Genomic DNA, 26,014 nt, shown 5'->3' with positions numbered 1-26,014 from the left:
TTCATTTGATATTTAACCTTTGCAGGCCCGGGTGCTAGCCTTTGAGACTGTTCACTGGCATCGACCGATTGAGCCGTCTGCCGGTTCGCACCAGGGACACTCGCCGGGACTACGCCTGCCGCTCGCGGCACGAGTTCATCCGGACGAGTCAGAACGCCGCTTGAACGCCAAAGGACATCAAAACAATGAGCACCCTCACCGACGCGCCCGGCCTCACCCTGCACGCCACGCCCGTCCGCAAATTCTGGTTCGATGAAGTCCCGGCTCCGGCGACGCCCGCAGCCGAACGCCGGCATCGCCTGGAGCGGCTTGCCGGCGCGTTTCGCCTGTTCGCCCGCCATGGCTTCGATCAAGGACTGGCCGGACATATCACTGCGCGCGACCCTGAATGGCCTGATCATTTCTGGGTCAATCCGCTTGGCAAGCACTTCGCGCGCATACGGGTTTCCGACTTGCTGCTGGTGAACAGCGCCGGGGAGATCGTGGTCGGCAAGGGCCCAGTCAATCAAGCCGCCTTTGCGATTCACGCGGCCATTCACGAAGCCCGTCCGGATATTGTCGCCGCTGCGCATACGCATTCGCTATACGGAAAAGCGTGGTCGACCCTCGGTCGCAAACTCGATCCGCTTACACAGGATTCTTGCTCATTCTATGAGGATCACGAACTATTCGATGACTTCCAGGGTGTGGTTCTGGACACCAAGGAAGGCGCGCGCATTGCCGACGCGCTGGGTTCGAGCAAGGCGGTGATCCTGAAGAATCACGGCATCCTGACCGCGGGTCCCACGGTGGAAGCAGCTGCCTGGTGGTATCTCGCGCTGGATAACGCGTGCCACACGCAACTGCTCGCCGAAGCCGCCGGTACGCCTCAGCGCATTCCGCATGACGTGGCGGCGTTGACGCATGAGCGGGTTGGCCGCCCGGGAGGCGCGCTGTTTTCGTTCGAGAGCTTGTATGAAGGCCTGGTCGAAGCCGAACCCGATCTGCTCGACTGATTTGAAACGGCGCTGAGCGATCAAGGCGATGCATCACACATCGCCTTCTTATTCGCCCACCGTCAAGCGCCTTCAAGCCTTCCCGATCTGCGTATCGGAGATGGCACGCACATCGATCCGTCTTGGCAGGATCGCATCGCGGAAAGCGATATCCGCAACCCGTTGCAACGCGACAATATCGTTCTCGGCGACGAAGCGTTGTTTCAGCGCTGATCGTGCGGTAATGGTCCTGGCGGCATCGAAAGGAAGGCGAGTGAGCGACGCATAGACATGCGCGTACGCATCGGGATTGGCGAGCGCCCAATCACCCGCGCGCTGCAACCGCTGCAGCACATCTGCAATAGCGAGGCGCTTTAGCGGATCGGCCGCAGCAGCACCGGACGCCGTTACAAAGCCCAGGCCGCTATTGATCCCGGTACCATCCCGCAGCACCCGCGCACCCCGTTGAACTGCTGTCCCGAAGTACGGATCGAAGGTCGCCCAGACATCGATACTTCCCGACTCAAATGCAGTGAACGCGTCGACCGGCAATACAAACCGCACTGAAACGTCATCGCGCGAAAGGCCGGCTTCCGCCAGCGCGCCGTAGAGCTGGAACTGCGAAATGCTGCCACGTGCCGATGAAACAAACACCGTACGTCCCTTGAGATCCGCCACGCTGCGCAGCTTCGAATCCGCCGGGACGAGGATGCCCAACTGCGAGCCTGAGCCAACGCGTGTCGCAACGATCTTGAGTGTCGGATCGCCAACGGCCGCCGCCAGCACCGGCAAATCGCCAGCAGGAGCGAGGTCGACGGCACCCGCGCGCTGCGCTTCGAAGAGCGGCGCAGCACCCTGGAAATTAGCCCACTTGAAGGCGTACGGCGTGCCGTCGAGCACCCTCGCCGCCTCGGCCAGCGCGCGCGTGCCGCCGGCCTGATCGCCCAGCACCAGCGTGACGGAACCCAGGGCCGCGTCCGCCGCCCTCGCCTCCTGCGACCTGAATCCGCCTAGCGCAACAGCAGCTGGCGCGGCGCCCAGCAAGCGCAATACGCGCCGCCGTCCAGCGAAAACATCGGAACCATCCATCTGCATAAATCCTCGCGGGCGAAATCAGCGCCCAGAGTAGCGACGCCGCGTTCCCTTGAGAATTATTCAATTCCGATATGGTTATGAGCGCCGGATACTTAAGCATTGCAGGTTTCAGCACAGCGGTTCGGAGCCCGTGGCGACGCGTGCAGGACTCGAATCGTGCCGCTAGAACGCAACGCCTCGGGCCGCCCTCCACGCGCCAACGCCCTCCGGCGCATCTCTCCGAAAAATATTGACAACGTATCTTAAGATATATATCTTAAGATCTGTTTTACGATAACCACGGAGTTTTACGATGAGACATCACCGAAATCGCGAGTTCGCTCGCCCCGAAGCTGGATTTGAATCTTCAGACCGCTTTTCCATGCATGCACTGTGGCATGCAATCGGTCGCCATCACCACCGCCATGACGACGACGGCCGCTTCCCAGGCGGTCCGGGAGGATTTGGCGGCCGCGGTGACGACGGCATGCCGCGTGGCCGCAAGTTCACCTCCGACGACCTCCAGTTGCTCCTGCTCGCCCTTCTGGCCGAAGCGCCGCGCCACGGCTACGAGCTGATCAAGGCACTCGAAGTTCGCTCGAACGGTTTTTACAGCCCGAGTCCGGGCATGGTCTATCCAGCGCTGACTTACCTGGAAGAACTGGGTTATGCAACGGTTGAAGTGGAAGGCAATCGCAAGCGTTATGCGTTAGCCGAACCCGGCCGCAACTACCTGGCGACCAACCGCGAGCGCGTTGATCTGATGCTGGCCAAGCTAAGCCATTTCGCCCGCAAGATGGATTCAGTGCGCCGCGCATTCGCAGGCGAAGCAACCGATGAAAACGCCGACGCTAATGGCGACAGCAACGCGTGGTTGCCCGAATTCATCCAGGCACGCCGCGCCCTCAAGCACGCATTGCTGATCCGAACCGACGCACCCGCTAGCGAGCAACGCCGCATTGCCGCCATCCTTGCGCGTGCGACGGCCGAGATCGAAGGGAAAACCACCGGCAATCCGGCATGAATCAATACTTAAGAGAACACACCATGCAAAACAGACCCGATCTGGCGGTCGGCCGCGTCCGCCATCAACTTAAATTCCGCCTGGCTCAAGTCAAGCGCCTTCAACCGCTTACGCCCCACCTCGTGCGCATCACGTTAAGCGGCGACGATCTCCACGACTTCGAATCCGCGTCCTTCGACGACCACATCAAGGTCTTCTTTCCCCCGCCCGGAGTTGAGAAGCCGGTCATGCCTACGGCCGGTCCGAATGGTCCGGTATTCGCGGATGATCAGCCGCGGCCAATCGCACGCGACTTCACTCCACGCCGATACGATCGCGAAGCGCGCGAGCTCGACATCGAGTTCGCGCTGCATGAGGCGGGACCGGCCGCGACGTGGGCGGCGCAGGCGAAGGTAGGACAGTATCTGGGAATCGGTGGCCCGCGCGGCTCCTTTACGATCCCCACGGGTTTCGACTGGCATCTGCTGATCGGCGACGAGACCGCGCTCCCTGCCATTGCACGTAGGCTGGAAGAGCTGCCGCCGGGAACTCGCGTGGCCGCGCTGATTGAAGTGGAAGATCCGTCGGCACGCATCGACTTCACGACGCAGACCGACCTGTACGCCGAATGGCGCTACCGCAGCGAATCGGACTTCCCCGGCGGAGCCTTGTTGCTGGCCTTGCGCGAGATGTATCTGCCGACCGGCGAGGGCTACGTCTGGGCCGCGGGGGAAGCCACCATCATGCGCGCCGTCCGTCAGCACCTGTGCACGGAACGCGGTGTCGACAAGACCCGGATTCGCGCTGCCAGCTATTGGAAACGTGGCGCTGAAGCGGTTCACGAATCCATCGACGACTGACTCGCGCTTTCTCCGTCTTAGCCACTGAAAAACATTTAATTAGGATGGCTATATGTATAGTCTGGATGCGAGTCGCGAGCGCCGCCTTCTCTGGCTGCTTGCGCTTACGCAATTCACCATCATCATGGACTTCATGGTGATGATGCCCCTTGGCCCGCAGATCATGCGGAGCTTTCAGATATCACCTGCCGCGTTCGCCACGGCTGTCTCAGCTTATTCGTGGTGTTCCGGTCTCTCGGGGCTGCTTGCCGCCACTTACATTGATCGTTTCGATCGCCGCCGTCTCATGTTGGCCGTCTATGCGCTGTTCGCGCTGTCGAATCTTGCGTGCGCCTGCGCCACCAGCTTTCCCATGCTACTGATCGCGCGCGCTTTTGCGGGGATCACCGGCGGCGTGCTGGGATCGGTCATCATGGCGATCGTCAGCGACGTCATTCCCGCTGCCCGCCGCGGCGCCGCGACCGGTACGATCATGACGGCCTTTTCGCTCGCCGCAGTGGCGGGCGTCCCGGCCGGCGTTTTGCTAGGCGCGCACTTCGGCTGGTTCACGCCGTTCATCTTGCTCGCGGCTTTGTCGGTTGTGATCTGGCTGGCCGGAATGCAGATCGTGCCTTCGCTCACCGAACATCTACGCCGCAAGCAACCTCCGTTGGGGAGCGTGCTGCCTACGCTGTGGCGCCTGGTGTCGAACCCGCGTAACGCGAACGCGTTCGCGCTTACGTTCATCGTAATGGTGTCGCAGATGCTGGTGATCCCGTTCATCTCGCCTATGCTTGTGGCTAACCACGGCGTCGCCCCGGCACAGTTGTCGTGGTTATACATGGCGGGCGGCGCCGCGACGTTCTTCACGGCACGGCTTGTCGGCCGGCTTTCCGACCGTTACGGCAGTCGTCGGATGTTCCGTCTGCTGGTGGTGCTGTCCCTGCTGCCCGTGCTGTTCATCACTCACCTGCCGAGCCTGCCGTTCATCGCAATGGTGCTGCTGTTCCCCGTGTTCATGGTGATCGTGTCCGGCCGCATGGTGCCGATGCAGGCGTTGCTGACGACGGTTCCGGAACCGTCTAACCGAGGCGCTTTCCTCAGCACGAACAGCGCACTGCAAGCACTCGGTGCCGGTTGCGGTGCGTGGCTAGGCGGACTGTTCCTGTCGTTCGATGCGCATGGCGCCATCCGGGGTTATGGCGTCAACGGCTTGTTGGCTGCCGCCCTCGTGTCGTTCGCGGCGATTTGGGTAGGCCGCGTGAAAGCGGCAACGGAAAGAGCTGTTACTCCGCCCATTGCCGGGGAGCCGCTTGGGGAAGCGTAGTCGCTTCAGCAAGATTTGGCCGGGCTTGAATAAGTTGCGCCTCGCAAGTATTCGTCAATGTCGCGCAGGCTCAACTGAAAACTAAAATGCCAGCGCACAGCGCAACTGATAACGACACTCGCACAGTACGAGTACCGGACTCTCCGGCGGCCTGTCTTTAGCCATCGGGGCGCTCCGTGAGGCCCGGAACCGAGTTTAGCCAGGCATTAAATACCTGAGACGCCGCGTTGCCCAGCGCGGCACCTGAGCGCAACGCACTCTCCCTCAACGCGGTCACAGACACGTCGTTCTGCATCAGTTCGACGCTATGACCAATCAACCATTGCTCGATTCGCGCAACGTCGGCTTCCAGATGAAATTGCAGCGCAAGCGCGCAAGCGCCATATTGGAATGCCTGATTCTTGCATTGCGTCGTCGACGCCAAAACGTGGCATCCCTCAGGCATCTGAAATTCGTCGCCGTGCCAGTGCAGCACTGGAACGTCATCGCCCAGATGTCCCAAGGCCGATGCCCGGCCCTCGGGGCTCAGCGAAACACAACCAAAAGCAATTTCCTTGTGTTCCATCGGCGTGACTCGTGCTCCAAGCGCACGAGCCATGAGTTGCGCTCCCAGGCAAATGCCGAGAATCGGCCGCCCTGACAGCAGACGCTCCGAAATGACGGCAAGCTCGGTCCGAAGGAATGGATAGAGGTCGTCGTCGAATGCGCCGATTGGACCGCCCAGCACGACCATCAAGTCTGCCTCTTCAATCTCCGCACGCCTCGGATCATCCACGCCCATGTCGAAATAGCGGATCTCATAGCCTCGCTCTTCGAGCACCCCTCGCAGTGTTCCCAGGTCTTCGAACAGAACATGCCGAAAGACAGCAACTGTTTTCAAGTGGATTCTCCGCTTTACGGTTGAGGATGGGCTTGAGCCCACGGCGCCGCCTGCTCGAACGCGGCTGCGGCCTTGAATACGGTCAGATCGTCGAACGGACGCCCCACGATCTGCAATCCTGTCGGAAGACCCTGGGGGCTCATGCCCGATGGCACGGAGATCGCCGGACATTGGCTCAGTAGATTGAACGGATACGTCAGTGCCCAGGCGAGATACGCATCGACCGGTTTGCCGTTGATCGTGAATCCGGCGTCGTCGTTCTTGTGTTCCGCTTTGAGAGCAGGCACGGCGAGCGTTGGACACACCAGCACGTCGAACCGCTCGAACACGGCCGACAGCTTCTGCCACATTGCCGAGCGCACCATTTCGGTCTGCTTGACGCGCACCGCACTGTGACCGAAACCACGATGGATCAGGCTGCGCACAAACGGGTCCATCTTGTATTGCCACTGCGGAATATGATGGCCGGCGATCGTCGCGAAGAGTCCTTCCCAATGCGTTACCCAGGCATCGTAGGCACTTTCATTCCAATCGAGATCGATCTGTTCGACTACGGCGCCCGCCGCCTGCATCTTGCGGACGGCTTCCGCCGTGTTCCGGGCGACTTCGTGATCAACTTCGACGAAGCCCAGATTGCTGGAGAAAGCGACCCGCAGGCCTTGCATGCCTCCCGAGGTAGCGGTGGGAATGACGACCCGATCGCGCAGGCTTGTGATGTCGTCCGGGTGTTGGCCAGACATCACATTGAGCATCAGCGCGGCGTCACCGACGCTTCGCGTGATCGGTCCGATATGCACGATCGACTCGAACATCGTATCGAGCAGCAAGCCCGGAACGCGTCCGTAGGCAGGCTTGTAGCCGACTGTTCCGCAAGCCGAGGCGGGAATGCGCAGCGAGCCGCCACCGTCATCGCCTTCCGCCAGCGTCGTCATGCCGGTTGCCACGGCGACTGCCGATCCGCCAGAGGACCCGCCGCTGCTGAAATCGGTATCCCACGGGTTCCGGGTCACACCATAGAGGGGGCTGTGGCAATGCCCTGCATGGGCAAATTCAGGGGTCGTGGTGCGAATGTGCATGATCGCGCCGGCATCGAAAAGGCGCTGCACCGCAGGAATCGTGCGATCCGCGACCACGCCTTCGAAAACCTTCGAGCCCCAGGAAGTCGTCACCCCTTTGACCGGGTGAAGCTCCTTCACCGCAAGCGGAATGCCCTCCAGCGGACGAACCTCAACGCCTGACTGATACCGCGCTTCGGCACTCGCGGCCTGATCGAGCGCCTGCTCGTAAAACCGGTTGGTGATCGCATTGACCTTCGGATTGACGGACTCGCAGCGCGCAATAACAGCTTTCATCAGGTCGACCGGCGAAAGGCTTCGGTCCCGAAACCTTTGCAATGCCTCTTCGGCCGTGATGAAGCACAATTCCGACTGAGACAGACGGGAGTCCTTGATTGGCTCATTCATGATGGTTCTTCCTTGGCTTGGGGCAACGAATCGATATTGACGGTTAAAGAAAAAATGAGTCGGATGCTGCTAAAGCGCTGCGCCGAACAACTCGCGATCCAGCGCTTTATCGTCAAGCGTGTCAGTGATGGCGACCGTTCCGCTGATGCGTCCCGATTCCATCAAGTACGCACGGGATGCCAGTTGCCGGGCAAAGTCCAGGTTCTGCTCGACCAGCACCACGGACAACCCGTCCCGCGATGAAACCGCTTGCAATACGCGTGAAATGTCATCAAGTAAGGATGGCTGAATACCTTCTGACGGTTCATCGAGCAACAGCAGTCTGGGTTCGGTGATCAACGCCCTGGCGAGCGCCAGCAATTGCTGTTGCCCGCCGCTGAGACTGCCCCCAAGATGCTTGAGCTTGGGCACGAGCGACGGGAAATCGACCATCAGAACTTCCATCTTCTGCTTGATGCGCTTGTGATCAAAGCCCATTGCATAGGCGCCGACCAGCATGTTTTCTGCAACTGTCAGTTGAGTGAAGATCTGACGCCCTTGCGGCACACAGGCGATGCCGATCTGCGCACGCCGGTGAGCGGCCGTCGAACTGATCTCGACCTGATTCAACTGGATACCGCCTCGCTGACAAGGCAACGCGCCTGACAGGGTCCGGATCAAAGTCGTCTTGCCGACGCCATTTCGTCCGAGGACAGCAACCACTTCGCCCGCTTCGATGTTGAAATCCACGCCGCGCAAGATGGTGACGTTGCCGTACCCCGACCATAAATCGCTAGTGGTGAGCAGCATGATTTCTTCCCAGGTAAGCATCGATGACGATGGGATCCGACGTGATCTCTTCAAACGTGCCCTGACGGAAAATCTTCCCTTGATGCAGCATTGAAATGGGCGCGCTCAACGCACGGATGAAGCTCATGTCGTGCTCGACCACGATCACCGTATGATCGATCGCCAGTTGCTGGATCAATGCAACCGTGTTGCTCCGCTCTTGCGCGGTCATGCCTGCTGCAGGCTCGTCCAGCAGGATCACGGCCGGGTCTTGCGCAAGCACCATCGCGATTTCCAGCCATTGCTGTTCGCCATGCGCAAGCTCCGCGACGAGCGTATTCATCTTGCGGTGCAAGCCGACCGCTTGGAGCGTTCTGCGCACGAGCCGTGTGCTCCGGCTGCGTCCAGGCTCGTAATGAGCCAGGCGAAGATTCTCCTGGACGGAAAGGCCGGGAAACAGGCTCGGAACCTGAGTTTTGATGCCGAGGCCGTGACGGGCTCGCTTGAATGTCGGTGCCCGGGTGATGTCGATGTCATTAAGAACGACTTGACCATCCGTCGCTTGATGGCGGCCCGTCAACACGCCAAAGAACGTGCTCTTGCCGGCGCCGTTCGCACCGATCACCACATGAATCCCGGGACCTACGAAGTCGACACTGATTCCACGCAACACGGAGACCCCACCGAAGTTCTTCGCGATCGCATTGGCACGCATGACGCCGCTCGAACGCACGCCGCTCTCGTGAACATCGGGCAACGTGTCCGCCTCCCCATCGAACAGGTCGGCGGCGGTCTCGGGTCGCGGCGGTCTGCTAATGAAGCGAAGCAAATAATCCATCGGCCGGCGAAGGAGCGACGCGACACCCGAGGGCGCAAGCATTACCGTCACGACCAGCAGCACGCCCAAAATGAGCGGCGTCTGTTCGCTGATCACGTTTTCGGCTTCGTCGGAGATCCACTGGACGAGGACGACTCCGAGGAACGCGCCGCCCAGCGAACCGCGCCCGCCGACCATCACCCATATCACGATCAGCGCGGCCTGAGGAAGGCTGAATATCGCCGGATTGACAAACGTTCCCCATGCGGCAAAAAGTGCGCCGCCGATTCCAGCGAGTGCGCCACCGATAACAAAGGCAATCAGCTTGAGCCGGCGTGTGTCGTAGCCGAGCAGGTCCATGCGAAGCTCGTTCTCACGAAGGCCGGCGAGCATCCGGCCGAATCGCCCCGTCACAAGAAACCTGACCACGCTGTACATCAGCCCTGCCACGCAAGCGGCAAAGCCGAACATGGCTGAGGGCGAAAGCTCGGAGGTGGACTCGTTACCCGGCCAGCCCAACGCGATGGACGGTAGTGAAGGAATCCCGTTGAAGCCACCCAGAAGTGCCTCGCCAATGTGATATTGCGGACCCGACGTGCTCGAAATAACCGAATACAAAACGAGCGTGATCGCGAGCGTGACGATCGCCAGGTAAACATCACCGATCTTGCCGTAGAAGAGCACGTATCCCAGCATGCCGGAAAACACCGCTGACGCCAGCGCTGCCACGACGAACGCGCTGCCCGTTTCATGGGAGACCGGAAACACGTTCAAGGAGAAGATCGCGTAAGCGTACGCACCCACTCCAAATAGCGCATTCTGGCCAAAGCTGAAAATGCCGGCTCGTCCCCACAAGAAATCGAGACTCAAGGCGACGATGCCAAAGCTGAGCCAAAGCACGCCCTTCAGTTGGAGCGCGATCGACAGATGCGGCGCCACGATAAGTGCAACAACGACCAGCAAGACGGGCCAGACCAGCCCCCGATGAGCCGCTTTCTGCAGCAGGTTGGAGCGGCCCGGATGGATGGCGTCAGGCGCCTGCGCCATCAACGCATCTTGAATCTCTGGATTGGTGTTCACGAAAAATCTCCCGTCGACGCTTAGAATTTACGGCGCCAAGACGCTGATATGCCTTGGGGAAGGACTCGAACCAGGACCATTGCCGTCACGAGCAGAGCGGATACGCCCCAGAGCGTCGTCAGCCACTGCGAGACAAGGTTGGCCACGCTACCGAGTAAAGCAGATGACATCACGGTGCCAAACACAAAGGCTGGGCCGCCCGTTACCACGGTCATGAATGCCTGCGCGACATAGGTTTGTCCAAGGCCGGGGCTGACCGCAATAACCGGCGCAATCAGCCCTCCCGCCAACCCGGCCATGCCGCAACCGATCGCGAACGTGATGAGGTTGATGCGTGGCGCGAAGACGCCCAGTGCGCTCGCCATCTCGGCGTTCTGGGCCGTCGCACGCGCCAACAGTCCATAACGCGTGCGGGTGAACACCAGATAGAGTCCAAAGACCGATGCAAACGCCGCGGCCGGCAACACAAAGGACGAATAGACTGACACGGAGTAAGTGCCGATCTTCAGCGCCCCAAGCGGCGTAGAGATGCCAGCCGATGTCGTGCCGAAAATATCCACGGCGAGCTGAAAGAGGATCAGGCTCAGTCCGAACGTGACGAGAAGCGTGTCCACCAACCGCTTCTTGTATAACGGTCTGATCAGTACTACCTCGACCACAACGCCGACCGCGGCGCTGAGTAGGGGCGATGCCGCAATCGCCACGAACAAGGGAATCCCGGCGTAACGGACCAGCGTGACGGCGGTAAATGCGCCAATCATCATGAACTCGCCATGCGCCATGTTGACGACCTTCATCAGACCGAATATCAACGCGAGACCCAGTGAAACCATGACGAGGATGGAGACGCTCGTCAGGACTGACAGCGCGACTACAAGAACGGAGGACATCGACATGAGACGCTCCTAGACTTTGGGGTTGACCATCTTGTGCGCTGCTTTGTCTTTACCGATCAGATCAATGGTTCCCGCGCCGACGATTTCGCGCGAAGGCGCAACCTGCGGCAGCGACTCAATGATCTCGTAGCTGCCTTGGCTTGAGACCCGTGCAAGGTGAATGTCCTGCACATTGCGATGAGACTGGCCGTCAGTCGATACCTTGCCGCTGGGGCCAACATAGGCCTTGCCTGACTCCAGCGCGGCGACTACCTGCGCGGTGTTCGTGGTTTTTGCCTGCTCCACTGCGAGCCGCCACTGATTCCAGCCGTTCCAAACCTGCACCGGACCATCGGGAATCGGGCCCGCATTCGGGTAGAGGGTCTTGAAGCCATCGAGGAACGTCTTGTTTTCTGGCGTGGCGAGCGATTCGAAATACGAGTACGCGACTATGATTCCGCTGGCCTCCTGAGGGGTAAGCACGGTTTGCTCGTTACCCAGTCCGAAGGTCGGTGAAATGATGCGGATCGACTTGTTCAGCCCGGCCGCGGCAAATTGCCGGTAGAACGCAATGTGATTGTTGCCAACGAGGTTCGACATGACGACCGCCGGACCCGCCGCCTGGATCTTGCGTATCGTCGAGCCGAAATCGGATACTTCGAGGGGAATGTATTCGATGCCCGCAATCGTGCCGCCAGCCTTCGCCACCAGCGATTGTGTCCAGGCCGTCGCGACGTGACCATACACGTAGTCCGCCGCGACCACGTAGATTGTCTTGCCTGCGTTCTTCACGGCCCAGTTGATCAGAGGCGCCTCCTGTTGAACGCAATCGCTGCCTTGCATGAAGGTGAACTTGTCGCACTCGCCGCCCTCGTCGATCATCGGAAAAAAGAGAATCTTTCCGTATCGGCTCAACACGGGCCGCGCGGCTTCCCGCGACGCACCGGTAATACATCCGACGACGGCGCTGATTCGATCGTCGGCACCAATTTCCTGAGCGTAGCGGGAATATAGTTCGATCTTCGATTGCGTATCGTAGGCGTGCAGTACGACCTTGCGGCCCATGACGCCGCCGCCTTTATTGATCGCATCGATCGCGTACTTCGATGCGTTCATCAGTTGCACGCCGTAGATATTCAGGTTCCCGGTCAGGTCGAACATGCTCGCGACATGAAGATCCGCCCCCGGCGCATCGGCGCCCATTGCACTGAATGAGCGCCCCAGCGCCGCCGCGCCGACGCCCGCCAATGAAAGTTTGAGCAGGTTGCGGCGGGTGATGGTGGTTCGGCTTTCTTCGTGGCCGGCCGGACAGGACAGTGTGTTTTCAGGCAGATTTCTTTTCATCGCGGGGCTCTTGTTCGTTAGGGTGGGCAGACTTGGCTTGGCCGCTGCGGCGGGGGAGCGCCTTGACCAGGCTTTGGTTGTGCGAGATGCGACTCCGGGAAAACAATAAGTAGTAGACCGAATAAACCTTAGTTAAAAAAATCGTCCTCTAACAGCATGTCCTCGAAGAACGCGCCGTATGTGTGGTCAGCGTTGCGAATATGGATTTCGAGAACCCACAATTGCCGGCTCGGCTTGAAATCGACTTCGGCCATCGGACCTTCGTAAATCGCCGCGTGTGGAAAGTCGGCCAGACGATGGCCCGACAAATCCATGTTCAGCACCCATCCCCGACGCTTTGCCGCTGCGACCGCAACCTCGTAAAGCACTTTCCCGCTGTCGCTTGTTTCAACCCAGTGCTTGCGTACTTCATGGAAGATTTCGCGGGCATCGCTTGCACACCTCGCCTTGCCGGCATCGGTCCCAGTGACGAACGTGTCGCCGCCGTCGCCCTCCCATTCCTTCCATGTCGGGCCAATGTCGATCAGGAAAATATCGTCCTGACCGAGCACCACGCCCGGATCGGAGGCTTCGCCGAAAGTCTTCGTGGTATTGCTGCCAAAGCGGACATAGACATCGTGCCAACCGCGCAGCATTCCGAGGCTGGCGAGAAGGTCCTTGGCCATTTCGACAGCGTCTTCTTCGACCATCCCGGGTTTGACCGCGCGGGAGATCTGCCGTATCGCATCCCGTGTCATATGACGCACGGTCATCATCTTCTGCGCGTCATAATGCTGGCCAACGGCTTCAAGGGTCTGCTGAATCGCTTCTGTACTCATGGGTGCTGCTCCTGTTTGGGATTTCGGTGGAAAATTGGACAACTAGAATGCGTCGCGCGGAACACTGACACTCAAACCATTCAGTTTGGGTTCAAGGACAATTTGGCAGGCGAGCCGGTCGAACGGCCCACTGTCCTCGATCGATTGCAACAATCGACTTTCTGTTCGCGCAGCCGGCATCAGCCTGTCGAACCAGGTTTTTTCCACCGTGACGCGGCAAGTGCCGCAAGACTGATTGCCGCCGCACACACCCTTGACGAGGTCTGCGTCGCGCAGCGCGGCGAGCAGTGTGTCGCCGGTCCAGGAGGGCAACGTTCGCGCGGGCACGTTGCCTGAGACCTGGTCAGGTACAAGGCTGGCGTTGACGTGAACAGGTGCGCGGCGCGCGTCTGCGGGCCGGCTTATCGCCGACGCGACGAAAGAATCGGAGAGGAAATTGTCGGGATCGAGACCATGCATGCCGACGAGCAGGTCCCGTGCGGCCGTAATCATCGACGGCGCGCCACATGCGTAGACGCGCGAGTTCGAGAGGTCCGGATGGTCGGCCGCGGCCGCGTCCTGGACGAATCCTCGTTTTCCTTGCCAATAGCCGAGGGCACCGCTCAGTACGGGTACGTAATGAAAATTGCGGTGACTTGCCGCAAGACTTGCGAAACGTGCGGAGAGATACAGGTCTGCTTCAGTAGTTGCGCCCCAATAGAGCCAGACCGGATTTGCACAGCCCGATTGCAACGCGGCTTCAAGCAGCGCATTGAGCGGCGCGATGCCCGTCCCCGTCGCGAGCATGACGATCGCCGAGACCTCCGACGCAGGCGTTTGCCAGACACAAGTGCCGAACGGGCCGTGAACCTTCAGGGTGTCGCCCGTTGCCAATTCATTGCGCAGCATCCGCGAGAATTTGCCGTCGCGATGCAAGCGGATATGCAATTCAATGACACGGTCGTTCGTGCTCGCCGACGCCATCGAATAAGAGCGCAGATCACCGTCCGGCAACTCGATCGATAGAAACTGGCCTTCGCTGTACTTCATCGTTTTTCCAGAAAGCGGCATCAGCCGGACCTTCATGACGGAGTCATTCAGCGGCGAGACCGACAACACTTCGGCCTCGAAGCGGTCATCGGTCGTGGGTCCCGGTAAGGTGTTCATTGCGTCACGTACCTCGTTTGCGTTTGTTAAATGCTATAGTTTTCGTGGCCCATCCGAGTGATCCAGTATTTTTGACATAGCTGGTCCAGGGACGAGTTCAGATGAAGACGGCGAGGAGCTGGCGATGTTAAGAAACTGGGAATTCACAATCAGCATCGACCGGAATTCGCCGGTGTCACTGAGCCTTCAGATCAGCCAGGCGCTGGTTGAAAAAATCCGCTCGGGACTTCTGCGCCCGGGGAACTCGCTGGCGGGGTCCAGAGAACTGGCCACGCAGTTGGGCGTGAACCGTAAGACCATCGTGGCGGTTTATGACGAGCTGGCGGCGCAGGGCTGGCTGGTCACGCAGGGAAAGCGCGGGACTTTCGTATCGCCGGCGCTGCCTGTCGCGGAAATGGAAAGCAAGGCGGAGGAAGTCCTTAAATGGTCGGCGGGGTCGCTGCCAGGCCCTGACTATCGGCCATACGGAATCGAGAAAGAGCTGCCGGCGCCTCCAAGGGACGGCTTTATTGAATTCACCGACGGCGCCCCTGACACACGCGTGGTGTCGTTCGAGGCTTTGTCCAGGGCCTTTCGCCTTGCGCTGATCGAATCCGCACGCTCCAACCGGCTGGGCTATGGCGATGCCCGTGGCCTCGCGCTGCTAAGGCAAACCATCGCAGCGATGCTTCGGATAGAGCGCGGACTGAACGCGGACGAGGACACCGTGTGCATCGTGCGCGGCAGTCAGATGGGCATTTATCTGGCCGCTCGCCTCCTGGTCCGCCCAGGCGACGCAGTGGCGCTGGAACGACTCACCTACCCTCCCGCGCGAGATGCGTTCCGCGCCTGCGGAGCGTCCGTCTTTAGTGTCGACCAGGACGAACACGGCATGATTCCTGAGTCGCTTGAGAGAATCTGCCGCGTCCATAAAATCCGGGCCATCTACATCACGCCTCACCATCAGTTTCCGACCACGGTGACCATGCCCGTTCATCGCCGCATGCGGCTTCTTGCCTTGGCCGAGCAGTTCGACTTCGTGATCGTGGAGGACGACTACGATCACGAATTTCATTTTTCGCACAATCCGATGTTGCCGATGGCCAGCGTCGATCGCTCGGGCAAGGTCATCTACATAGGCTCAATGAGCAAGATACTCGCCCCGGGACTCAGGATTGGTTATGTCGTGGCGCCGCCGAGCGTGATCAATCGACTGGCCAATGAAGTGATGCTTATCGACCGGCAAGGGAATGGGGTGACAGAGCGCGCAGTGGCGGAACTCATGCAGAGCGGAGAACTCAAGAGACACATCAGGCGGGCGGTGAAGATCTACGAGCAACGCTGTGAAATGGCGATTGCGCTGGTACATGAAAAGCTAAGTTCGATCGCCACGGTCTCGCCGCCTGACGGTGGGCTGGCGCTGTGGCTCACACTCGATTCGGCAATCGATATGCAACGCCTCGAAGAGGATGCCGTCCGGGAACGTGTACGCGTCTTGACCGGCACCTTGTTCTCGGATGACTATGCACCTGTCAACGCTATGCGGCTCGGATTTGGCAGCCTCAACGAGCGCGAACTGAAGCAGGGGTTCGAACGGCTGCGAAAGGTGCTCTCAAGACAAGATACGCGTCTCTGATCGATCGGGACCGGTAAGCAGTAGTCTCTCGCATCGCTCGGTTTTGTCGAATCAAGCCGCGCTGGTACAGCGGGCGTCGCAACGATACGAGCGATATTCAATGTTGCCGGAATCGCCGTTCTACTCGATGCCGTTTTGCGCAATCGTCGAGAAGATGCGGCCCTTGACCCCGGTTGCCGAGGCGTTTTTTGAATTTGCTGCTGGAAGCGCATAGGTGCGACCGTGGTAAGACCGCCCTCGTCTGCCCTGATTTCGTGCGATGCACCGAATCGATCGCAAGGAACTAGTGCATACCCTACTTCCAAAATTCCGGTCGCCAACCCAAGCCATTGTTTTTAAAAGCCAACATACTCCTGGCACGGTTCACGCATAAGCACTCCGGTCCTACCGGTAGGAGTGCACCGCATGAGCATGTCGAATTTCGTTGCGCAAACCCTCCAGCAACGCATTCTTTCAGGCGTATACGCGCCCGGTGAAGTCCTGCCTGGACAGCGCGATCTAGCAGGTCAGCTCGGTGTAAGCCGCGGCGCCCTGCGCGAAGCCGTATCCGTACTCATGACGCTAGGGTTCCTTCGCTCGGTCCCCGGCAAAGGTACGTTCGTCGCGCATCGCGGACAACGCGATACAGAGCCCGTCAGCCGTAGCGCCGAGCAAACCATGCAACTGCGCTACATCATCGAGCCCTCCGCCGCCGCGCTCGCCGCACGAACAACCGGTCCCGGCATAGCAAGCCAGTTCCGCGACATGCAAGCACGCTTCAAAGACGCGCTGCTGCGCAATGACCTCATCGACGCCGCCAATTGCGACCTCGCTTTCCATCAAGCAATCGCTGCCTGCTCCGGCAATGACATCCTCGCGGAAATCTCGCACTCGTTCGAAGACCGCATAGGTAAAAGCCAACGCTTTCCCCTCGCCAATACACCGCGCCTGATCGAGGCGTTCGAGGAACACGAACACATTGTTGCGGCGATTACCTGCGGCAACGCCACCGCCGCAATGACCGCCATGCAACGCCATCTGCGAGGCGCCGCCGAACGCGCCGGCATCGCTTTCACCATTCCGTAGATATCAGCATGACTAACTGAATGTGTACCGTTTCTGGCCACCCTCTCCGACATCCACCGAAGATCAACCACCATAAAGGACCGTACCTGCATGAACTTCATCAAATCAAGTTTGCTGACGTGGGCCTGCGCGCTGGCATGCAGCGCGGTCCTACCCGCCACCGCACAAGCGCAGGAAAAAGTGCTGAGGATCGCAATGACAGCAGGCGACATCCCTCGCACGCTGGGCCAGCCGGACCAGGGTTATGAGGGCAATCGCTTCACAGGCATAACCATGTACGACGGTCTCACGCAATGGGACCTGAGCCACGAGAAAGGACCCAGCGAACTGATCCCCGACCTCGCCACGTCCTGGCAAGTCGATCCCAAGGACCACACCAAGTGGATCTTCAAACTGCGCCCTGGCGTGAAGTTTCACGACGGCTCGCCATTCAACGCCGACGCGGTCGTCTGGAACGTCGACAAGGTCCTCGACAAGAGCGCGCCGAACTTCGACCCAAGCCAGGTCGGCGTGACCGCATCGCGCATGCCCACGCTGCGCTCAGCACACAAGATCGATGACCTGACGGTCGAGTTGACGACCTCTGAACCCGACTCGTTCCTGCCGATCAACCTGGCAAACCTGTATATGGCCTCGCCCGTACAGTGGCAGAAAAAACTCGCCGCCATTCCCGCGACAGTGACCGATCCCGCCGAGCGCGACAAGCAGGCGTGGATCGCGTTCGCCGCCGATGCATCGGGTACCGGCCCGTTCAAGATGGCGCGCTTCGTGCCGCGCGAACGCCTGGAGATGGTCAAGAACACTGAGTACTGGGACCCGGCGCGCAGGCCGAAGATTGATCGCGTGGTACTGCTGCCGCTGCCGGAGGCCAACACCCGCACGGCCGCTCTACTGTCAGGTCAGGTCGACTGGATCGAGGCGCCCGCGCCGGATTCCATGGACGCCATCAAGTCGCGCGGCTTCAAGATCTATTCGAACCCGCAACCCCACGTGTGGCCGTGGCAACTCTCCTTCCTGCCGGGTTCCCCGTGGCTCGACAAACGCGTGCGTTACGCAGCCAACCTCTGTGTGAACCGCACCGCGCTCAAGCAGTTGCTGGGCGGCATGATGAGCGAAGCGACCGGCACCTTCGAGCCGGGCGACCCGTGGCGCGGCAATCCGACCTTCCAGATCAAGTACGACCCGGACGCAGCCCGCAAGCTGATGACCGAAGCCGGTTATTCGGCAGCGAAGCCGCTGAAGGTCAAGGTGCAGATTTCGGCTTCGGGGTCTGGCCAGATGCAGCCGCTGCCCATGAATGAATTCGTGCAACAGAACCTGAAGGCCTGCTTCATCGACGTCAGCTTTGACGTGGTCGAGTGGAACACGCTCTACACCAACTGGCGCCTCGGTGCGAAGGACCCGTCGGCGCATGGCGCCAATGCGACCAACGTGAGCTTCGCATCAATGGACCCGTTCTTCGCCATGGTCCGTTTCGTCAGCACGCAGGCCTTCCCGCCGGTATCGAATAACTGGGGGTACTACAGCAACCCGAAGATCGATGCGTTGATCCAGCAAGCTCGTACGACCTTCGACGCGAAACAGCGCGACGTGCTGCTCGCGCAGTTGCACGGAGACATTGTCGACGACGCGCCGTTCATCTGGATCGCGCACGACACAGGCCCCCGCGCGATCTCGGCCAAGGTGCACGGCGTGGTGCAACCGAAGAGCTGGTTTATAGACATCGCCACCATGTCGATGAACTGACCTGAACCCGCCGTGGTCTGGGCACTCTGCGCCCAGACCACGGCAACCGGGCCCCACCTCATGCTTTCCTATCTTCTACGGCGCGCGCTCTATGCATTGCCGATCATGCTGGGCGTTGCGTTCCTCTGCTTCATGCTGGTTCATATCGCGCCGGGCGACCCGTTGGTTTCCATCCTGCCACCCGATGCATCGGCTGACCTGCAGAAGCAGTTGATGGAACTCTACGGTTTCAACCGGCCGTTGCCGGTGCAGTTCTTTAGCTGGGTCTGGCGCGCGCTGCATGGCGACCTCGGCACCTCGATTGCTACCGGCCGCCCGGTCGCCGGCGAAGTGATCAAGGCGGTCGGCAATACGATGATGATCGCCGCGCTGGCCACGCTGATCGGCTTTGCATTCGGCGCGCTGTTTGGCTTTGTAGCGGGCTACATGCGCGGCTCGTGGATTGACCGCGCGGCTTCGCTTGTCTCGGTCACCGGCGTGAGCGTGCCGCATTACTGGCTGGGCATGGTCCTCGTGATCGTGTTCTCGGTGAAGCTGATGTGGCTGCCCGCCACCGGCGCGGGACCCGACGGTTCGGCCGACTGGCATTGGGACTGGGCGCACTTCCAGTACCTCGTGTTGCCCGCAGTCACCATGTCGTTCATCCCCATGGGTATTATCTCGCGCACGGTCCGCGCGCTGGTGGCCGATACGCTGTCGCAGGAATTCATGGTCGGATTGAGGGCGCGTGGCTTGAGCGAGTTCGCCTTGTTCCGCCATGTGCTGAAGAACTGCGCGCCGACCGCGCTGGCAGTGATGGGCCTTCAACTCGGTTATCTGCTGGGCGGATCGATCCTGATCGAGACGGTGTTCTCCTGGCCGGGCACCGGTTTCCTGCTCAATGCCGCGATCTTCCAGCGGGACCTGCCGCTGCTGCAAGGCACGATCCTGGTGCTCGCACTATTCTTCGTTATCCTGAATCTCCTGGTTGACATCCTTCAAACCGTCTTCGATCCGCGTATTGAAAGGGGCTGAGCCGTGACCACGACTATCACCACCGGCGACACCGCCAAGCCCCTCGCCACGCCGTTGCGCTCGCGCGGACACGGAGCAAACGTGCTGCGTCGCCTGGTCCGCAATCCGCAGGCGATGCTCGGCGCCACCGTGATCCTCATCTTCCTGATCATGGCCGTTGCCGCGCCCCTCTTGATGCCGGCCGATCCGTTCGCCGCGTCCATGTTCAATCGCCTCAAGCCGATCGGCACGCCCGGCTATTTGCTCGGCACCGACGAACTGGGCCGCGACATGCTGTCCCGCCTGATCCTGGGCGCCCGCCTGTCGCTATTCATGGGCGTGACACCGGTCCTGCTCGCGTTCGGTATTGGCGGAGCGATCGGGATCATGGCGGGTTACGCAGGCGGTGTGCTCAACGCGCTCGTGATGCGCACGATCGACGTGCTCTACGCGTTTCCGTCGGTGCTGCTGGCCATTGCGTTATCCGGTGCATTAGGTACGGGCATTGGCAACGCGCTGGTATCGCTGACCGTGGTGTTCATCCCGCAGATCGCGCGGATTGCCGAGAGCGTCACCACGCAAGTCCGCCGCAGTGATTTCGTGGATGCCGCGCGCGCGTCGGGCGCAAGCGCCTTCACGATCGTGCGCGTGCATGTGCTCGGCAACGTGATCGGACCGATCTTCGTGTTCTCCACCAGCCTCATCTCCGTCTCGATGATCCTCGCCTCCGGCCTCTCGTTCCTCGGCCTCGGTGTTACGCCGCCGAACCCGGAGTGGGGCCTGATGCTCAATACCTTGCGCACGGCAATCTATGTGCAGCCCTGGCTCGCGGCGCTGCCTGGCGTGTTTATCTTCGCGACGTCGATTGCTTTCAACATGCTCTCCGACGGCCTGCGTGCTGCGATGGAGATCAAATAATGGCTGCACTCATGGCAGATGATCGTGACATCGGCGGCCCGGCCCAGCCGTTGCTGAGCGTCAAGAATGTGGTCCGGCATTTTCCACTCGGCAACAAAGGGCTGCCGTTTCTAAAGGATGCGCGCAACGTGGTCCGCGCCGTCGACAACATCTCGTTCGATGTATTGAAGGGTGAGACCCTTGGGGTTGTGGGCGAATCGGGCTGCGGCAAATCCACCATGGCGCGACTGATGATGCAATTGCTGCAGCAGGATAGCGGCGAACTTATCTTCGACGGCGAAACGGTCGGGTCACGCGCCCTGCCCCTGCGCGAGTTTCGCCGTCAGGTGCAGATGGTGTTCCAGGACAGCTTCTCGTCGCTCAATCCACGCATGACGATCGAAGATTCAGTCGCGTTCGGCGCAACGGTTCACGGCGTCTCGCGGAAAGACGCAATAGCACGCGGACGTGACCTGCTCGCGCGCGTCGGCCTCGATCCCGTGCGGTTTGCGGGACGTTATCCGCACGAACTCTCGGGCGGTCAGCGACAGCGCGTGAATATTGCGCGGGCTTTGGCACTCGGTCCGCGCCTTGTGATTCTCGACGAAGCTGTGTCGGCACTCGACAAATCGGTCGAAGCTCAGGTGCTGAATCTGCTCGCCGATCTCAAGGCGGAGTTCGGACTGACCTATGTCTTCATCAGCCACGACCTGAATGTTGTGCGCTACATCTCGGACCGGCTGGTGGTGATGTATCTGGGCGAGATCGTGGAGATCGGCACGGCGGAGGACGTGTTTTCGCACGCGTTGCATCCGTATACGCGGGCCTTGCTCAACTCCATGCCGAGTGTCGATCCAACGCGCCGCACGACCGCCGCGCCGCTCTTCGGCGATCCGCCCAATCCGATCGATCCGCCCAGCGGCTGCCGCTTTCATACGCGCTGTCCGCAGGCGCAGGATGTATGCAGCAAACGCGCACCGGCCGTCTCTACGGTTGGTGAAGGACAAGTAACGTGCCTTGAATACGAGCCGGACAGCGGCTACGTTCCAATCCCGATTACCGCAGCGCAGGAGGTCGCGTGATGAACAAGAAGCCGGAGGTCAGCATCAGCCTGCGCGACCTGAAGGTCCGCTTTATCACGCCCGGCCGGACAATCCACGCAGTCAACGGCGTGGACCTGGAAGTGGGACGCGGCGAGGTGGTCGCTCTGCTTGGCGAATCCGGCTCGGGCAAGAGCGTCACGTTGCGCGCGATCATGCGGCTGCATTCGGAGAAGACTACGCGCATGGAGGGCGGACTCGACGTTGAAGGTCAGGACGTACTAAAGCTCTCGCGCCGGCAGCTTTCTGACCTGCGCGGCAAGGTCGTATCGATGATCTTCCAGGAACCGTTGCTCGCCCTTGATCCGGTCTACACGCTCGGCGCGCAGATTGCCGAGATGGTACGGCGGCATCAGGGGGTATCGAAGGCCGAAGCGCGCAAACGAGCGCTGGCGTTATTCGAAAAGGTCCGCATTCCAAGCCCTGAACGCCGGCTGGATGCGTATCCGCACGAGATGTCGGGCGGCATGCGCCAGCGCGCGATGATCGCGCTGGCGTTGTCGTGCGAACCGCGTGTCCTGCTCGCCGACGAACCGACCACTGCTCTCGACGCGACCGTGCAGATCCAGATCTTGCTGCTTCTGCGCGACCTGCAACAGGAACTGGGTCTGTCGATTGTGTTCGTCACGCACGACATTGGAGCCGCGACCGAGGTCGCGGATCGCATCGCGGTGATGTACGCGGGCCGGATCGTCGAGCAGGGGCCGGCGCTCGCGCTGCTGACCGAACCACGGCATCCCTATACCATTGCTCTGCTCAAAGGCCGCACGCAAGGCGCCATGAAAAAAGGCGTTCGGCTGGAAACAATTGGCGGTGCGCCGCCCGACCTTTCCGCGCTGCCGCCGGGCTGCGCGTTCGCGCCGCGTTGTGCGCATGCGATCGACCGTTGCTTGCAGACACAGCCTGAAGAACGCCTGGTCGGTAACGCGCATTCGGCCCGTTGCATCCGGGTCGACGAAATCGCCATGCTGCAACCGAAGACCGACATTCTCTCCACTCACTAACAACGAAATGACACCAGATCTCGCCTCGTATCGCGCTTTCGTACCCTACCCCGATCATCCGGTACCCCATGCCCCGAACGGCCCGCTCACGGGCCTGACGTTCGGCGTAAAGGACATCTTCGATGTGGCAGGCTATCCCACCGGCTGCGGCAACCCGCACATGCTGGCCATGTCCGGTATCAAGACGAGCAACGCGCCGGTTGTGGAGGCCTTGCTCGCGGCCGGCGCCACCTTCGCGGGCAAGACCTATACGGAGGAACTCGCGTTCTCGATGACCGGCAAGAACGCGCACTTCGGCGCACCGCGCAATGGCGCCGCGCCGGACCGTGTGACCGGTGGATCGAGTTCGGGCTCGGCGTCGGCGGTATCGAATGGGTTGTGCGATTTCGCGCTCGGCACCGATACCGGCGGCTCGGTCCGCGCGCCGGCTAGCCATTGCGGCCTGATCGGTTTGCGACCGACCCACGCGCGTGTGTCGCTCGACGGTTGCATGCCGTTGTCACCGAGGTTCGACACTTGCGGCTGGTTCACGCGTGACATCGAAACATTTGCACGCGTGGGCAACGTGTTGCTCGGCGAAGATACGACGACGCTCCCGTCAGCGCCTCATGTCTGCTTGCCGCGCGAGGTGCTGGCCGGGCTGCCGGAACCTGTGGTGAAGGTTTTCTTCGCGACACTTGATCGCGTCAAGGCGTGCTTCGGATCGATAGAAAGCGTCGACATCATGACGCCCTCCACCGACGCGCTCTACTGGGCGTTTCGTTACACACAGGGATTCCAGGCGTGGCAAAGTCACGGTGAATCGATCCAGCGTTTCGACTTCCAGCTCGGCCCGGGCGTGCGCGAACGTTTCGCATGGTCACGTACCGTGACACCCGCACAGAACGAGGACAGTGAGAGCGTACGCGAGCAATTCCGCGCAAATTTGTTGAGCCTGCTAGACGGCGGGCGCATTATTGTCATGCCCACGATGCCTGACGTTGCCCCGCTGTTGTCGGACACGGACGAAGCGCTGGAGTCGTACCGTAACCAGGCGATCAGGATGCTGTGCGTCTCGGGGCTCGGTGGATGCCCGCAACTCTCGCTGCCGTTGATGCAGATAGACGGTGTGCCACTAGGCTTGTCGCTGATCGGACCGCCCGGCAGCGACAAAGGGTTGATCGAACTAGGCCGCATGCTGATGGCCTGACGCCGTCCGACATTGGAGGAAAGCGCATGATCCGTACACCGGCAGTCCCCACGCAGCAGGTATTGAACGATCGCGCGATAGTAACCGAGTGGCGATTCGCACCGGGCGCCGAAACCGGCTGGCATGTTCATGGGCACGACTACATTGTCGTTCCGCAAACCAACGGGGAACTCCTGCTTGAAACTAAAACAGGTAACCGAGTTTCCGAACTACATGCCGGGCAGAGTTATGCCGGCTTGAAGGGCGTTGAACATAACGTCGTCAATGCTAGCGACCACGAGGTTGTGTTCGTTGAAATCGAGATCGTCTGAGAGCGCAACGGAGCGCTGTGCCGCCGAGTTAGTTAGCAAGGTGGACGCGCTCGCCTTCATCCGGTTCGAACCAATCCGGATTGCGCTCGGCAACCGGTTTGAGCGAGACCAGGATCTCGCGCAGATGGGCGCGCATGGCTTCTTCCGCGCCGTCGGCGTCATGCGCTTTCAGTGCGCTCACAATCCGTGCGTGCTGCTTGATCAGCAATTCAAGAGGTGAGACTTCCGGCAGGCTCAGATAACGCACGCGGTCCATCTGAGCCTTGATGTCCTGAATGGTGTCCCATGCCGCCACGCAATCGATAGATTGTGCTATCAGGAAATGGAAGCGCTCATCGAGTGCGAGGAACGACGTGGTGTCGTTCACCTTCGCAGCGGTCTTCTGGTCGCGTAGATTTTCAGCGAGGTCGGCGAGTTGCGCCGACGTGATTTCAAGCGCGGCCTTGCGGGCCACTGCGGCCTCGATTGCTTCACGGATGAACCTGCCTTCGCGAACGCGCCGCGGTGAGATCTTCTTCACGAAGGTTCCTCTTTGCGGCAGCACCTGCAGCACGCCTGACTCTACAAGCTTGATGAACGCTTCACGGACCGGTTGCCGGGAGACCTGGAACATGTCTGAAACTTCGGTCTCGGACAGTGGCGTGCCGGGCACCAGCGCACCCGAGAAAATGGCTTCACGCAGGGCACGAAAGATTTGCTTGCCGATGGGTTCGTGCGATTCAATGCGAAGCTGACCGCGCAGGTTGGGCAGCGCTACACGCGGTTCCGCTGCGCGAGTGCGGCCGCGGGGAGGTGCGGCCGGTGGCATGGAAGAAGCCGTTGGTTCATTGCGACCGGCACCGGCTGGCGAAGACGCGTTACGTCGCAACGGCGTCGGTAAGACGTTTTTCGTGACCATGACCCACACTTGGATGAGTAGTAAAAAGAGGACGAAGATAGTGTTCGAATTTTATCTTGTCATCTACCATACTACCACGCCGTGGTGGTCGGATTTGAGCGTCGGCGGTCAGGGGTGATCTGGATTTCTAGGTTCTGGAGTTGGGGTCAGGGTGCTAGGCTCTGGGTTAGCGGTCAGGGGTCGATGCCGGGTTGGTGCTTTCGGCCGTGGTGGTCTGCCTGAGTCGGATTTTCTCTTTATCACTGTTAGCCACTGTGCGTGGCGGCACGTCATTTCTTTGTCCAAAGCGACAAAGAAACGAAGCAAAGAAAACGCTTTCAAACCCGCTACCCTAAGTGTCCACAGCGTGCAGTTTCTATTCATAGGTGCCCCAAAAGCACGGTGCTCGCCAGAGCGAAGGATGTTTGAACCCCTCCTTCTCGCGAATCCTGACACGAACACGCTTCGCCCCGTACGCTCTCGGGCAAGCACCAGTTGCCAAGGAACCGGTACGGCCTCACGCGTTCTGCATGCTTCGTTTTTTGGTGGGTTGGCTGCTTGATCGGTTCCCTTATTTCGTAGGTCACAGCTTGATCCGTAACAGCTCGACGTGACGCGTATTTATTGCCTCAGTCTTTGGTGAGTTGGCTACGCGGCCTACACCGCTATTTTCGTCGGCTACGGCCTTAAGCATTGTTGGCGCTTTGTTACTTGATGGGTTGGCGACGTGGTTCGTCATGCGTACAAATTCGAAGGGCGGTTATCCGCGGATAGCGCGGGGTGCTCCTTGGGCAGGTTCAATCACTGGT

General features: G+C 60.3%; 24 protein-coding genes. 14 read left to right on the top strand and 10 right to left on the bottom strand.

The genetic code is table 11. The features are described 5' to 3' along the window. Positions 1 to 185: 185 nt before the first annotated feature. Positions 186 to 995: a class II aldolase/adducin family protein gene (locus ACSQ36_RS38765; protein ID WP_436186205.1), complete on the top strand. Its 810-nt coding sequence runs from the start codon at positions 186 to 188 to the stop codon at positions 993 to 995. A 72-nt stretch (positions 996 to 1,067) separates the two neighbouring features. On the opposite strand, the gene ACSQ36_RS38760 is transcribed toward ACSQ36_RS38765, so the two are convergent. Continuing rightward, complete coding sequence (locus ACSQ36_RS38760; protein WP_436186204.1) at positions 1,068 to 2,069, bottom strand: ABC transporter substrate-binding protein; 1,002 nt, start codon at positions 2,067 to 2,069, stop codon at positions 1,068 to 1,070. Between the two features lie 292 nt (positions 2,070 to 2,361). Between ACSQ36_RS38760 and ACSQ36_RS38755 the strand changes: the two genes are divergently transcribed. The 3 genes from ACSQ36_RS38755 to ACSQ36_RS38745 are packed head-to-tail and all read left to right on the top strand — an operon-like array spanning position 2,362 to position 5,217. Beyond that, on the top strand, positions 2,362 to 3,072 hold the full coding sequence (locus tag ACSQ36_RS38755) for a PadR family transcriptional regulator (protein ID WP_436186203.1): 711 nt from the start codon (positions 2,362 to 2,364) through the stop codon (positions 3,070 to 3,072). Between the two features lie 23 nt (positions 3,073 to 3,095). Then, positions 3,096 to 3,911, top strand: a complete 816-nt coding sequence (locus ACSQ36_RS38750) for a siderophore-interacting protein (protein WP_436186202.1) — start codon at positions 3,096 to 3,098, stop codon at positions 3,909 to 3,911. Positions 3,912 to 3,963: 52 nt separating this feature from the next. Further along, a complete protein-coding gene (locus ACSQ36_RS38745; protein WP_436186201.1) occupies positions 3,964 to 5,217 on the top strand; it encodes an MFS transporter in 1,254 nt (417 codons plus the stop codon). 157 nt (positions 5,218 to 5,374) lie between these two features. Here the strand turns inward: ACSQ36_RS38745 and ACSQ36_RS38740 are convergent, their stop codons facing one another. From ACSQ36_RS38740 to ACSQ36_RS38705, 8 genes are all read right to left on the bottom strand, one after another. Further along, positions 5,375 to 6,097, bottom strand: a complete 723-nt coding sequence (locus tag ACSQ36_RS38740) for a glutamine amidotransferase (protein WP_436186200.1) — start codon at positions 6,095 to 6,097, stop codon at positions 5,375 to 5,377. 14 nt (positions 6,098 to 6,111) lie between these two features. Further along, positions 6,112 to 7,560, bottom strand: coding sequence for an amidase (locus ACSQ36_RS38735; RefSeq protein ID WP_436186199.1), 1,449 nt, complete (start codon positions 7,558 to 7,560; stop codon positions 6,112 to 6,114). A gap of 69 nt (positions 7,561 to 7,629) precedes the next feature. Then, a complete protein-coding gene (locus ACSQ36_RS38730) occupies positions 7,630 to 8,349 on the bottom strand; it encodes an ABC transporter ATP-binding protein (RefSeq protein ID WP_436186198.1) in 720 nt (239 codons plus the stop codon). Beyond that, positions 8,333 to 10,225, bottom strand: a complete 1,893-nt coding sequence (locus ACSQ36_RS38725; protein WP_436186197.1) for an ABC transporter permease subunit — start codon at positions 10,223 to 10,225, stop codon at positions 8,333 to 8,335. The genes ACSQ36_RS38730 and ACSQ36_RS38725 overlap by 17 nt, the downstream gene beginning before the upstream one ends. Positions 10,226 to 10,245: 20 nt before the next feature. Then, entirely contained in the window at positions 10,246 to 11,121 is an 876-nt protein-coding gene (locus tag ACSQ36_RS38720; protein WP_213762880.1) for an ABC transporter permease subunit, read from the bottom strand. A 9-nt stretch (positions 11,122 to 11,130) separates the two neighbouring features. Further along, the gene (locus ACSQ36_RS38715) at positions 11,131 to 12,444 is read right to left on the bottom strand and encodes a transporter substrate-binding protein (protein ID WP_436186196.1); all 1,314 of its coding nucleotides are present in this window, start codon (positions 12,442 to 12,444) and stop codon (positions 11,131 to 11,133) included. 128 nt (positions 12,445 to 12,572) lie between these two features. After that, complete coding sequence (locus ACSQ36_RS38710; protein ID WP_436186195.1) at positions 12,573 to 13,262, bottom strand: M24 family metallopeptidase; 690 nt, start codon at positions 13,260 to 13,262, stop codon at positions 12,573 to 12,575. Between the two features lie 42 nt (positions 13,263 to 13,304). Continuing rightward, the gene (locus ACSQ36_RS38705) at positions 13,305 to 14,408 is read right to left on the bottom strand and encodes an FAD-binding oxidoreductase (RefSeq protein WP_436186194.1); all 1,104 of its coding nucleotides are present in this window, start codon (positions 14,406 to 14,408) and stop codon (positions 13,305 to 13,307) included. 124 nt (positions 14,409 to 14,532) lie between these two features. Here ACSQ36_RS38705 and ACSQ36_RS38700 point away from each other — a divergent pair, with 124 nt between their 5' ends. The 9 genes from ACSQ36_RS38700 (at position 14,533) to ACSQ36_RS38660 (ending at position 24,328) form a co-directional block, all read left to right on the top strand. Then, positions 14,533 to 16,023 carry a PLP-dependent aminotransferase family protein gene (locus ACSQ36_RS38700; protein WP_436186193.1) on the top strand — a complete coding sequence of 497 codons (1,491 nt, stop codon included), beginning with the start codon at positions 14,533 to 14,535 and terminating at the stop codon, positions 16,021 to 16,023. A 405-nt stretch (positions 16,024 to 16,428) separates the two neighbouring features. After that, on the top strand, positions 16,429 to 17,088 hold the full coding sequence (locus tag ACSQ36_RS38695) for a FadR/GntR family transcriptional regulator (RefSeq protein WP_213762885.1): 660 nt from the start codon (positions 16,429 to 16,431) through the stop codon (positions 17,086 to 17,088). Between the two features lie 90 nt (positions 17,089 to 17,178). After that, positions 17,179 to 18,834, top strand: coding sequence for an ABC transporter substrate-binding protein (locus ACSQ36_RS38690; RefSeq protein ID WP_436186192.1), 1,656 nt, complete (start codon positions 17,179 to 17,181; stop codon positions 18,832 to 18,834). Between the two features lie 60 nt (positions 18,835 to 18,894). Next, complete coding sequence (locus tag ACSQ36_RS38685; RefSeq protein ID WP_436186191.1) at positions 18,895 to 19,848, top strand: ABC transporter permease; 954 nt, start codon at positions 18,895 to 18,897, stop codon at positions 19,846 to 19,848. 3 nt (positions 19,849 to 19,851) lie between these two features. Further along, the gene (locus tag ACSQ36_RS38680) at positions 19,852 to 20,745 is read left to right on the top strand and encodes an ABC transporter permease (protein ID WP_436186190.1); all 894 of its coding nucleotides are present in this window, start codon (positions 19,852 to 19,854) and stop codon (positions 20,743 to 20,745) included. Then, on the top strand, positions 20,745 to 21,806 hold the full coding sequence (locus tag ACSQ36_RS38675; RefSeq protein WP_436186189.1) for an ABC transporter ATP-binding protein: 1,062 nt from the start codon (positions 20,745 to 20,747) through the stop codon (positions 21,804 to 21,806). Before ACSQ36_RS38680 ends, ACSQ36_RS38675 begins: the two co-directional genes overlap by 1 nt. Continuing rightward, a complete protein-coding gene (locus ACSQ36_RS38670; RefSeq protein ID WP_436186188.1) occupies positions 21,806 to 22,828 on the top strand; it encodes an ABC transporter ATP-binding protein in 1,023 nt (340 codons plus the stop codon). The genes ACSQ36_RS38675 and ACSQ36_RS38670 overlap by 1 nt, the downstream gene beginning before the upstream one ends. Positions 22,829 to 22,835: 7 nt before the next feature. Continuing rightward, a complete protein-coding gene (locus ACSQ36_RS38665) occupies positions 22,836 to 24,017 on the top strand; it encodes an amidase (RefSeq protein WP_436186187.1) in 1,182 nt (393 codons plus the stop codon). Positions 24,018 to 24,043: 26 nt separating this feature from the next. Continuing rightward, positions 24,044 to 24,328 (top strand): cupin domain-containing protein, encoded by a 285-nt coding sequence (locus ACSQ36_RS38660; protein WP_436186186.1) that lies wholly within the window; start codon positions 24,044 to 24,046, stop codon positions 24,326 to 24,328. A gap of 28 nt (positions 24,329 to 24,356) precedes the next feature. Here the strand turns inward: ACSQ36_RS38660 and ACSQ36_RS38655 are convergent, their stop codons facing one another. Beyond that, positions 24,357 to 25,136: a GntR family transcriptional regulator gene (locus ACSQ36_RS38655; protein ID WP_436186185.1), complete on the bottom strand. Its 780-nt coding sequence runs from the start codon at positions 25,134 to 25,136 to the stop codon at positions 24,357 to 24,359. Between ACSQ36_RS38655 and ACSQ36_RS38650 the strand changes: the two genes are divergently transcribed. Continuing rightward, the gene (locus ACSQ36_RS38650; RefSeq protein WP_436186184.1) at positions 25,135 to 25,344 is read left to right on the top strand and encodes a hypothetical protein; all 210 of its coding nucleotides are present in this window, start codon (positions 25,135 to 25,137) and stop codon (positions 25,342 to 25,344) included. The two genes, ACSQ36_RS38655 and ACSQ36_RS38650, sit on opposite strands and share 2 nt — an antisense overlap. The last annotated feature ends 670 nt before the right edge of the window (positions 25,345 to 26,014 follow it).

It is taken from the genome of Caballeronia sp. LjRoot34, assembly GCF_964253815.1.
Classification (GTDB): domain Bacteria; phylum Pseudomonadota; class Gammaproteobacteria; order Burkholderiales; family Burkholderiaceae; genus Caballeronia.
This window is presented reverse-complemented; position numbering and strand designations above follow the sequence as displayed.